Origin of the sequence: Granulicatella balaenopterae, from assembly GCF_900111135.1 — a bacterium.
In the GTDB taxonomy this organism is placed as follows: Bacteria; Bacillota; Bacilli; order Lactobacillales; family Aerococcaceae; genus Granulicatella; species Granulicatella balaenopterae.
Map to the genome: position 1 here is coordinate 1 of NZ_FOGF01000053.1, position 9,907 is coordinate 9,907.

The following is a 9,907-nucleotide window of genomic DNA, read 5'->3' on the forward strand; positions in this document are numbered from 1 at the left end:
ATATCGTAACATAATAACTATTTATGCAATTAAAACAACAAAAAACATGCATTACTACACTCAGCTGATAATTATAGGAACTGTACTCACTTGAGCACTAAATTTTTTTAATGATGGAAATATACAATAAAAAAGTAAAAAAAGAAATCATACAGATAATACTGTATGATCTCTATTTCCACTCCATCAACCCTATTTGACAAAGAGCCTATATTTTTAATAGATTGAAGCAAGATTAATTGCTAAGAAAAACTAAAAAAGACGCCTTCACTAAGGAAAGCGCCTCTCTATATAGTAATAGTTATTAGCTATTGTGTTTCATTGTTGGGAATAATAATACATTACGAATTGATTGGCTATCTGTTAATAACATACATAGACGGTCAATACCGATACCTACACCACCAGTTGGGCATAAGCCATATTCTAAAGCTTCGATAAAGTCTTCATCATATGGGTGAGCTTCATCATTACCTGAATCTTTTTCTTCCACTTGTGCTAAGAAACGTTCACGTTGGTCGATTGGGTCAGTTAACTCAGTGAAACCATTTGCGTATTCGTTTTTACAAATGAAACATTCAAAACGGTCAGTAAAACGAGGATCTTCATCATTTTTACGAGCTAATGGAGATACTGCTACTGGGTGACCATAGATAAATGTTGGTTGAATTAATGTTTCTTCAACAAACTCTTCAAAGAATTCATTAACAACATGACCGAATGTTGCTGATTCATCAACTTCTACACCATGTTCTTTAGCGATTGCGCGAGCTTCTTCGTCTGACATTTGTTTCCAGAAGTCAACACCTTTAATTTCTTTAATAGCATCAACCATGTGCACACGTTTCCAAGGAGCTTTTAATTCAACAGTTTCGCCACCGTATTGAACAGTTGTTGTTCCTAATACTTGTTTAGCAGCGTATTCACATACACCTTCTGTTAAGTCCATTACATCTTGGTAATCTGTGTAAGCTGTATAGATTTCAATTGATGTAAATTCTGGGTTGTGAGTTGTGTCGATACCTTCATTACGGAATACACGTCCGATTTCATAAACACGTTCCATACCACCTACCACTAGACGTTTTAAGTGTAATTCTGGAGCGATACGCATATATAATTCCATATCTAATGCATTGTGATGAGTTGTAAATGGACGAGCATTAGCACCACCTGCTAATGTGTGTAATACAGGAGTTTCAACTTCTAAATAATCACGATCATCTAAATAGTGACGGATTTCACGGATAATTTTACTACGAGTAACAAAACGATCCATACTTTCACGGTTACTAATTAAGTCTAAGTAACGTTGACGGTATTGTTGTTCAACATTTGTTAATCCGTGATATTTGTCTGGTAATGGACGTAATGCTTTAGTTAAGTGGAAAAATTCTTTTGCTTTAACAGATACTTCACCTGTATTTGTAATCATTACTGTACCGATAACACCAACAATATCACCTAAGTCAGCTTTATCAAATAATTCATACGCTTCTTCTCCTACTGTATCTTTACGTACGTAGATTTGGATTTGGCCTTTTGTATCTTGTAAGTGTGCAAATCCCGCTTTACCTTTACCACGTTTTGTCATAATACGTCCAGCAATTTGAACAGTTACTGGTTCTTTATCTGCTAATGATTCTTTAGTTTCACCAGCAAATTGTTCTAAGATTTGTGTTGAATAATGAGTTTGTTTAAAACCAACACCAAATGGTTCTACGCCTTTTTCGCGCAATTGGTTCATTTTTTCACGACGAACTTGTAATTGGTCGTTTAGTGTTTCCATAGTTTCTACTTCTTTAGTCACTATTTTTTCCTCCTTTAGATTATGCAATGTATCTTATTATCAATATCTATGCTCATTTTCTTTCATTGTACCAATATTTTACAAAGAAATGAAGAGTATATATTACTTTTTTCTATAGTTCTACTATTTTAGATTCTCTTTCCAAATGTTTTTCAACAAATGCATCTAATAAGTTATGAACTTCGGCTACTGAACCAGCTTCATTAATGGCTACTTTTGTCTTAGCAGCACGTGGCACGCCTTTTAAGTAATATCCTGCAAGCTTACGGAATTCCTTATTAGCAATCTTTTCACCTTTTAAATTCATTAGGCGATCTAAGTGTAATTTGGCAATATCGATCTTTTCAGGAACTGTAATCTCTGGTAATAATTCATCTGTTTCTAAATAGTGAACAGTTTGTTTGATAAGCCAAGGATTCGCAAGAGATGCACGCCCAATCATAACTCCATCAACACCAGCGACTTCAATCATGCGTTTAGCATCTTCCGGCGTACGAACATCGCCATTCCCAATTAATGGAATATGTTTTAAGTTCTTTTTAACTTCCCCTAAGATTTCCCAATCTGCTTTTCCTTCATACATTTGTGTTCGTGTACGACCGTGCATCGCAACAGCTTTAGCACCAGCCCGTTCAGCTGCTAAAGCATTCTCAACCGCATATAAATGATCATCATCCCAACCTGTACGCATTTTAACAGTAACTGGTTTATCAACGGCATCAACTACGGCTGCCACCATTTCATAAATCTTATCAGGATCTAATAACCATTTTGCACCAGCTTCAGCTTTAATAACTTTATTAACTGGGCACCCCATATTAATATCAATAATCGCTGCGTCGGTATTTTCTGCAACATATTTGGCTGCATCAACTAAGGTTTCTTTATTTCCACCCATAATTTGGATACTTAATGGGTATTCATTTGGTTCAATATGTAACATATTTAATGTTTTTTCATTACGGAATTGAATCCCTTTATCACTTACCATTTCACATACTACTAAACCTGCACCAAATTCTTTTACGGTAACTCGAAATGCTGAGTTACTAATTCCAGCCATCGGTGCTACAACAACTGGATTGTCAATTTTGATATCTCCTATATTAAATGCCATATGTACTCCTTTAATGTGTTTTCTATAATGCGATTTATTTTATCATAAAACGAACTAAATAGTAAGAAATATGATTAAGATTGATACGATTATTTCATGGGAAGCGTATTTATCTCATATTAGATGGAACCTCTCACCTTAAAGTAATGAGTCGTTTATCGGGCATTAGCCGAAACACTTCGCCTTATATTCACTACTATACCAATATCACTGACCTTAACAACTCAAACCCACAATACTCCAGAATAAAAAAATGAAGTGATTCCTCACTTCATTAATGTTTCATTATATTAATTTAATACTTTAATTGTAATTGTACGACGACCAAATTGGTTCATCGCTTGAATACTTGTCATATGAATATCAATACGGTTCCCTTTAATAGCTCCACCTGTATCAGCTGCACGATAAACGCCATATCCTGGAATTTCAACTAAAGTGCCTAATGGAATAACTGATGGGTCAACTGCAATAATATTTGGCTCATTCGCTAAATTAGTTCCATCTGCTGTATATGATGATAAGCCAGCTTCTTGATAAGAATATGCTGAAGCTTCAACGGTTAATTCATAACCTGATTGTTGTACTGGTTGTGGTGCTACTTCTTCTACTACTTCTTCTGCTACTGGTTCTTCTACTTCTTCTTCTGCTACTGGTTCTTCTACTTCTTCTTCTGCTACTGGTTCTTCTACTTCTTCTGCTGCTGGTTTGTTTGGGTCAATTGCAACAATGGTTTGATTTCCAATTAATGTTAAATCCATACCTGCATAAATCATATTTGCTTGTTCAATATTATTTAATTGTTGTAATGCTTGTAATGGCATCCCTGAAGCAAGTGATACGATTGATAAGGTATCTCCCCATTGAACGGTATAATGCATTTCACCATTATCGTCTACTTCTACTTCTTTTTGTACATCTTCAACTGTACGGGCATTCCATTCTTTAGCAATAACTTCTATATTTTGTTCTACTGTATATCCTACAAAACTTAACGTCGCCACAAATACTAAAAACATATTTTTAATTTTCACGCGTTCCAATCCTTTCTTTACTTTCCGAAAAATTCTGAAAGCTGATTCGTTCTTGTTTTTTTAATGGCCGACCGAATCTCATCGACAAAATGTATCCTAACATGAATGATTCGATTTGTGGGGATTTTGACCGTTTTGTTAACTGCCTTTAATAGAACTGACTTGTTATATTAAAAATATTACAAAAAAACACGAATATCTGTTCGTTTGTAATATAAATATGATAAAGATTTCCTCCTAACTATAACTAAAAATTCCTGAAAAATAGCAGATTGTTCCTTGACACTTGAATAGTTGCTCAATTATAATATAAGTAACAATTGAATACTTATTCAATTGTTGTATTATACTATTTTTTAGGGGGACATAATCATGAAAAAGAAATTTAAATTAACAAATGTAGACTGTGCTAATTGCGCACAAAAAATGGAAGACTCTATTAATAAAATCCCAGGTGTAGAAAAAGCAAGAGTTAGCTTCATGATGCAAAAATTAACCGTAGAAGCCGATGAAGAAAAATTCGATGATATTATGACGCAAGCCACAGCTATTTGTAAAGCTATCGAACCAGACTGTTCACTAATTATCCATTAAAGGAGTTGGGAATATGTTTAAAAACAAAAAAACACCATTAAAACTAGGTAGTTCATTACTATGCTTATTATTAGGATTACTATTACCAATCAGTACAAGTATACAGATTCTCCTATTTTTATTATCTTATATTATTGTAGCTCATGATGTTTTAAGAAAAGCTATTCTACATATTTACTACGGACAAATGCTTGATGAAAACTTTTTAATGGCGATTGCTTCTATTGCTGCACTAAGTATTGGTCAATTTTCGGAAGGTATTATGGTTATGTGGCTTTATCAAGTCGGGGAAGCTTTCCAGTCATATGCTGTTAATAAATCCCGTAACTCAATCTCAACTTTAATGAATCTTTACCCAGACACTGCCAATTTAGTAACATCAAATGGTATTGAAGTGGTTGATCCAGATGATTTAGCAATTGGGGATATCATCTTAGTGAAGCCTGGTGAAAAAATTCCAGTTGACGGAATTGTCATTGAAGGAACTAGTCTAATTGATACCGCTGCTCTAACTGGTGAATCTATTCCACGTGCTGTAAAAGTTAGCCAAGAAATCTATAGTGGTTGTATTAACCAAGATGGCTTGCTAAAAATCGAAGTAACAAAAGAATTAGATGACTCAATGGTTACAAAAATTATTGAATTAGTAGAAGATGCTGGTGATAAAAAAGCCAAAACTGAAAACTTTATCACAACATTCGCTCGGTACTACACTCCATTAGTTGTAGGCGCTGCAGTACTTTTAGCTATTATCCCACCATTAGTAAGTAAAGATGCTACATTTTCTGATTATTTATATCGCGCAGCATCCTTTTTAGTTATCTCATGTCCTTGCGCCTTAGTCATTTCTGTACCATTAGGATTTTTTAGCGGAATTGGTGCAGCTTCAAAATTAGGCATCTTAATCAAAGGAAGTACCTATATAGAAGCTTTAGCAAAAATCAATACCATTGCCTTCGATAAAACAGGCACGCTAACAAAAGGTAATTTCAAGGTAACAACGATTCAATCTCTCACTACTAACGAACATGAACTATTAGAATATGCATCATATGCTGAATATTATTCAAACCATCCCATTGCTTGTTCTATTAAAAAAGCATTTGGAGAAGCAATTGATGAACAACGCATTACTAATACGAAAGAAATCGCTGGTCGTGGCATCAAAGCAACTATCGACCACAAAACAGTCTTCATTGGTAATCACACCTTAATGAAAGAACAAGGCTTAACCGTGGCTATTCCAGAAGAAGTTGGTACAATTGTTCACGTAGCGGTAGATCATAAATATTTAGGCTACCTAGTCATTTGTGACCAAATTAAACCAGAATCCCGTCAAGTTATCCGTGATTTAAAAGAAAACTGTCATCTAAAAGATACTGTCCTATTAACTGGTGATCAAGAAAAAATTGCACATTATGTGGCTAAGGAATTAGGCATCGATCAAGTCTATTCTGAATTATTACCACAAGAAAAAGTTACACAAGTAGAAAAATTATTATTAGCTAGTGATAAAGACCATACTGTCGCTTTCGTTGGTGATGGCATTAATGATGCGCCAGTCTTAACTCGTTGTGATATTGGTATCTCAATGGGCGGTTTAGGAAGTGATGCTGCTATTGAAGCTAGTGATATTGTCATTATGGATGATGATTTGAAAAAAATACCACTTGCCATTTCATTATGTAGACGTACCATGACAATCGTTAAACAAAATATTATTTTCGTCTTAGCAATCAAATTTGGCTTCTTAATACTAGGTGCATTCGGTATTTCAACAATGTGGGAAGCGGTCTTTGCAGATGTTGGGGTTAGCATTTTAGCGATTCTTAACTCAATGCGTGCCCTAAAATTTAAATAATAGTTTATAATATATATTAAAAGTAATATATCAAATAGAAAGTGAGGATTGACTGTGACCACATCTGAATCTTTAAATTATCATCATGATGCTTTAGCGGATTTCTTTAAATTAATGGGCGATCCCACTCGTTTGAAGCTATTAATTACCTTATTGGATGGTGAAGCTTGCGTGAGTGATTTATCCGACAAGTTAAATATGACTTTATCGGCCATTTCCCATCAACTGAAGCTATTAAAGCTAGCAAAAGTTGTTAAAGCTCGAAAAGAAGGTAAATCTGTTTATTACTCATTAGACGATGAGCATATTCATACAATACTATTAATGGCTTTAGAACACGTTAAGGAACGTACTTAAGCATCAAAAAAATCCAAGCAATGACTCATCATCATTACTTGGATTTTTTATTTCTTTATTATGACTTTTTGCGACGATCACGCTTCATTTGACTTGAACGTAATTGTCCACAAGCCGCTTCAATATCATGTCCGAATTCTTTACGAACTACACAATTAATTTTATTCTTTTTCAATACATCATAAAATGCTACAACACGTTTTTTACTACTTCTCTCATATTGATCATGCTCACGAACTTTATTATAAGGAATTAAGTTTACATAGGCTAATTTTTTCTTATCCTTTAATAAATCTACTAATTGTTGTGCATGCTCTACTGAATCATTCACTTCATGTAACATAATATACTCAAATGTAACACGACGATTGGTTTTACGAATATATTCATCAATCGCATCCATCACTTCTTCAATTGGGTATTTACGGTTGATACGCATAATTTTAGAACGTGTTTCATTATTTGGAGCATGAAGTGATAAAGCTAAATTCACTTGTAAGCCATTATCAGCGAATTCACGAATCTTAGGCGCTAAACCACTTGTTGAAACAGTAATATGACGGGCGCCAATAGCTAAACCTTTATCATTATTAACTACATGTAAGAAATTCATAATATTATCATAATTATCAAATGGTTCCCCAATCCCCATTACAACGATATGGCTAACACGGTCTCCTGGTTGGTCTTTATCTAATGTTCTTTGGACGTGCATAATTTGTGCAACAATCTCACCAGCTTGTAAGTCACGTTGTTTAGCAATAATACCACTCGCACAGAACGTACATCCAATATTACAACCAACTTGTGTAGTGACACATACTGATAAACCATACTCTTGTGGCATTAATACCGTCTCAATTAATAAACCATCATATAATTCAAATAAGAATTTACGAGTACCATCTGCTGATTTTTGTGCAATTTTTTCTGTTAAGACTGGGAAAGTAAAGTTTTCATCTAATACTTTTATTAAGTCTTTTGATAAATTTGTCATTTCACTAAAACTACCGACACGTTTGCGATATAACCAATCCCATACTTGACCAGCACGAAATTTCTTTTGACCATGTTCAATAAACCAAGCTTCTAAATCATCTTGGGTTAATCCATAAATAATTTGTTTGCCATCATACAATGTTTCTTCTTGTTTTCCAATTTTTCTTACCATTTTTAATTATTGCTCCATTCTTTATTTAAAGTAATTTGTTAACTCAGTCGGTTCGATACCACTTGCTAATAGAACCATTAATTTCATGCGTGCTTTTTGTCCAGATAAACCAGTTGTAAAAATTACACCCTCTTGCTTAAAGCGTTTGCCACCGCCTTCATAATCATATACATCTTGGGTTACCCCATTAAATGCACGTGATACAAAGACGACTGGTATGCCTGTTTGTAAACATTTTCTGACGCCTTGTACCGTTTTAGGCGGTAAATTCCCAGCCCCTAATGCCTCAATCACAAGCCCTTTTGCCCCTTTTTCTAAGACAGCCTCAATTAAGGTACTATCCATACCAGCATATGCTTTTAATAGATAGACTTTTGGCATATCTGTTTCTACTTCTAATTGATATTTTTCACAACGAATTAATTGTTGGAAATAAATCACATCATTCTTAGAAACTAAGCCAATTGGTCCAAATGTTGGTGTCTGGAAAGTGGCCAAATTAGTTGTATGGGTCTTAGTAACATAAGTAGCCGTATGAACTTCATCATTCATCACTACTAAAACCCCTTTATTCATCGAATCTTTACAAGCTGCCACAATTAACGCACTACGTAAATTTGCCAAACCGTCTGAACCTATCTCATTACTACTTCTCATAGCTCCAGTTAAGACAACCGGAATAGTATTTTTAATTGTTAATTCTAAAAAATAGGCGGTTTCTTCTAAAGTATCTGTCCCATGAGTAATAACAACCCCATCAAAGCCTTCTTCTTTTGCCAATAACACACGAGCTCTTAATATAAGCATCTCTTTTTCAGTAATATGAGGGGAAGGCAAATGAAATAGCTCCTCGCTAGTGATTTGACCAATATAATCAAATATATTCGCATTTTTACCTAATGGATTTTCACTAGTTGGTGCAACTTTACCAGTTAATTGGTTTTCACTCATTGAAATAGTTCCACCAGTATTAATAATTAGTAATTTTTTCATAATACCTCTCCTTCATCTTTTTTTCTAGCGGTTAAAAGCACTTCTAACCGTGACTTCTTCGCCAGTTTTTATTCGTTTAATATTCTCTTTATGTAACATAAGAACTAAACTATATAGCGCCAACACTATTGCAACGGGAATTGTTAAGCCAAAGTATATATCAGTCATTACTAAAAAACTAAGCCACAATACCAATGCACCAATAGCAATATAATTGATTATAAACGAAGCTAGGATTAAGACTATAATCCCTAACAATCCCATTCGCCAATCCAGTGCCAACATCATACCAATCACACTCGCCGTTCCTTTACCGCCACGAAAGCCTAAATAAAACGCAAAACATATGACCGATAATCACCATTGCACCGCATATGTATAATAATACCCACTTTTGCTGCAATAAGCCAAATAAAAGAATATATTCCTTCATCAAACAAATTGCTACAATAGCCTTTACAATATCTAATAGAGTTGCTAGTAAGCCTAATTTGAAGCCAAAATTGGAAACTGTATTTGACGCACCAGCATTTCCGCTGCCAAATGAACGAATATCTTTTTTCTTAGTATATTTCACTAATAAATATGACGATTGAAAACATCCCAATAAATAACCTACACTTATCGCAATAATTACTCCACTGTCAATATTTATTATATTCCTCTTTTCTTTAACTTTATTATCATACCATATTACATCACACAATTGAACTATCTCAAACTCAAACATTTTACCCAAACTCTAGAGAAGTCAAACATTTTACCCAAACGTTTTATAAATGTTTGAAATGCTAACAAATACAGCTATTCTTATAATAGAGTAGAGAGATAATCGCAAAGGACTATCTCCCTCTCATTGAACCGTACGTACGGGCCTCGTATACGGCTCTACAATTTATATTCCAACTTTACTTAGGTAATAATTTAAAGGATTGACCAATGCTGGTCGATTCTTTATTTTTGTTTCTAA

Annotated in this window: 8 protein-coding genes and 1 pseudogene; 2 read left to right on the plus strand and 7 right to left on the minus strand. The window is 34.2% G+C overall.

Annotated features, from left to right (window positions below; translation table 11 throughout):
* Positions 1–304: 304 nt before the first annotated feature.
* From lysS to BMX09_RS09100, 3 genes are all read right to left on the minus strand, one after another.
* A complete protein-coding gene (lysS, locus tag BMX09_RS09090) occupies positions 305–1,813 on the minus strand; it encodes a lysine--tRNA ligase (RefSeq protein WP_407645261.1) in 1,509 nt (502 codons plus the stop codon).
* A 109-nt stretch (positions 1,814–1,922) separates the two neighbouring features.
* Positions 1,923–2,927, minus strand: coding sequence for a tRNA dihydrouridine synthase DusB (gene dusB, locus BMX09_RS09095; protein WP_089747907.1), 1,005 nt, complete (start codon positions 2,925–2,927; stop codon positions 1,923–1,925).
* Positions 2,928–3,217: 290 nt separating this feature from the next.
* Positions 3,218–3,961, minus strand: coding sequence for a 3D domain-containing protein (locus tag BMX09_RS09100; protein ID WP_089747909.1), 744 nt, complete (start codon positions 3,959–3,961; stop codon positions 3,218–3,220).
* Between the two features lie 372 nt (positions 3,962–4,333).
* Here BMX09_RS09100 and BMX09_RS09110 point away from each other — a divergent pair.
* Both BMX09_RS09110 and BMX09_RS09115 read left to right on the plus strand, forming a co-directional pair.
* Positions 4,334–6,416: pseudogene (locus BMX09_RS09110) on the plus strand (heavy metal translocating P-type ATPase).
* Positions 6,417–6,470: 54 nt separating this feature from the next.
* Complete coding sequence (locus BMX09_RS09115; protein WP_245711162.1) at positions 6,471–6,773, plus strand: ArsR/SmtB family transcription factor; 303 nt, start codon at positions 6,471–6,473, stop codon at positions 6,771–6,773.
* A gap of 58 nt (positions 6,774–6,831) precedes the next feature.
* On the opposite strand, the gene rlmN is transcribed toward BMX09_RS09115, so the two are convergent.
* The 4 genes from rlmN to BMX09_RS09135 are packed head-to-tail and all read right to left on the minus strand — an operon-like array spanning position 6,832 to position 9,667.
* On the minus strand, positions 6,832–7,944 hold the full coding sequence (rlmN, locus tag BMX09_RS09120) for a 23S rRNA (adenine(2503)-C(2))-methyltransferase RlmN (RefSeq protein ID WP_089747917.1): 1,113 nt from the start codon (positions 7,942–7,944) through the stop codon (positions 6,832–6,834).
* A 21-nt stretch (positions 7,945–7,965) separates the two neighbouring features.
* Entirely contained in the window at positions 7,966–8,937 is a 972-nt protein-coding gene (locus tag BMX09_RS09125; RefSeq protein WP_089747919.1) for an asparaginase, read from the minus strand.
* Between the two features lie 24 nt (positions 8,938–8,961).
* Entirely contained in the window at positions 8,962–9,225 is a 264-nt protein-coding gene (locus BMX09_RS09130; protein WP_245711163.1) for a glycerol-3-phosphate acyltransferase, read from the minus strand.
* Between the two features lie 22 nt (positions 9,226–9,247).
* The gene (locus tag BMX09_RS09135; RefSeq protein WP_089747924.1) at positions 9,248–9,667 is read right to left on the minus strand and encodes a glycerol-3-phosphate acyltransferase; all 420 of its coding nucleotides are present in this window, start codon (positions 9,665–9,667) and stop codon (positions 9,248–9,250) included.
* Positions 9,668–9,907 lie beyond the last annotated feature (240 nt).

Bases quoted from the DNA above. Each gene is read 5' to 3' on its own strand.
- BMX09_RS09125 (WP_089747919.1), bottom strand. From the start codon at position 8,937: ATGAAAAAATTACTAATTATTAATACTGGTGGAACTATTTCAATGAGT.
- dusB (WP_089747907.1), bottom strand. From the start codon at position 2,927: ATGGCATTTAATATAGGAGATATCAAAATTGACAATCCAGTTGTTGTA.
- BMX09_RS09130 (WP_245711163.1), bottom strand. From the start codon at position 9,225: ATGATGTTGGCACTGGATTGGCGAATGGGATTGTTAGGGATTATAGTC.
- rlmN (WP_089747917.1), bottom strand. From the start codon at position 7,944: ATGGTAAGAAAAATTGGAAAACAAGAAGAAACATTGTATGATGGCAAA.
- BMX09_RS09135 (WP_089747924.1), bottom strand. From the start codon at position 9,667: ATGTTTGAGTTTGAGATAGTTCAATTGTGTGATGTAATATGGTATGAT.